Below are 457 nucleotides of genomic sequence, written 5' to 3' on the forward strand. Positions count from 1 at the left end.
CGAGAAGAGGAAGGCTGGCGGGATGACGCTGGAGTGGTCATGGTCTGAACACAACCCGGTCGTCAGTCCCTGCATAGTGGTGGACGTCGGCATGGCCCCTCCTGTCATCGGGTGATTTTGAGGGTAGCCGAGATGAGGCATTGGAAATATTTCGACCAACTTTTGGATTCGCCGTGACGAATTCTCGTGTGAGGCATCCTTATGTATGAAAGTCCCCCACATCGAAATGGAGATGAGCCGATATGGCTGACAACAATACCGCCTCCGCGAAGACCGACTCCACCAAGTCCGACGCCGCAAAGACCGAGAACCTGCTGGAGACGAGGTCCAAGGAGAAGGAGACCCTACCCCCCTCCCCTTTGCACACCGATCACGGCTCGACCCTTATCGCTGAGCAGGTCGTCCAGAAGATCGCTGGCATCGCCTGTCGTGAGGTCCCTGGCGTGCACGCTATGGG

Annotated in this window: 1 protein-coding gene; it reads left to right on the top strand. The window is 57.5% G+C overall.

Annotation, left to right across the window (positions count from 1 at the left end):
- Positions 1-242 precede the first annotated feature (242 nt).
- Positions 243-457 (top strand): Asp23/Gls24 family envelope stress response protein (locus RGM3321_RS00145; protein ID WP_244391018.1); only part of this gene is annotated, 215 nt, incomplete at its 3' end.

It is taken from the genome of Pseudomonas sp. RGM 3321 (genome assembly GCF_022836805.1).
Lineage (GTDB): Bacteria > Pseudomonadota > Gammaproteobacteria > Pseudomonadales > Pseudomonadaceae > Aquipseudomonas.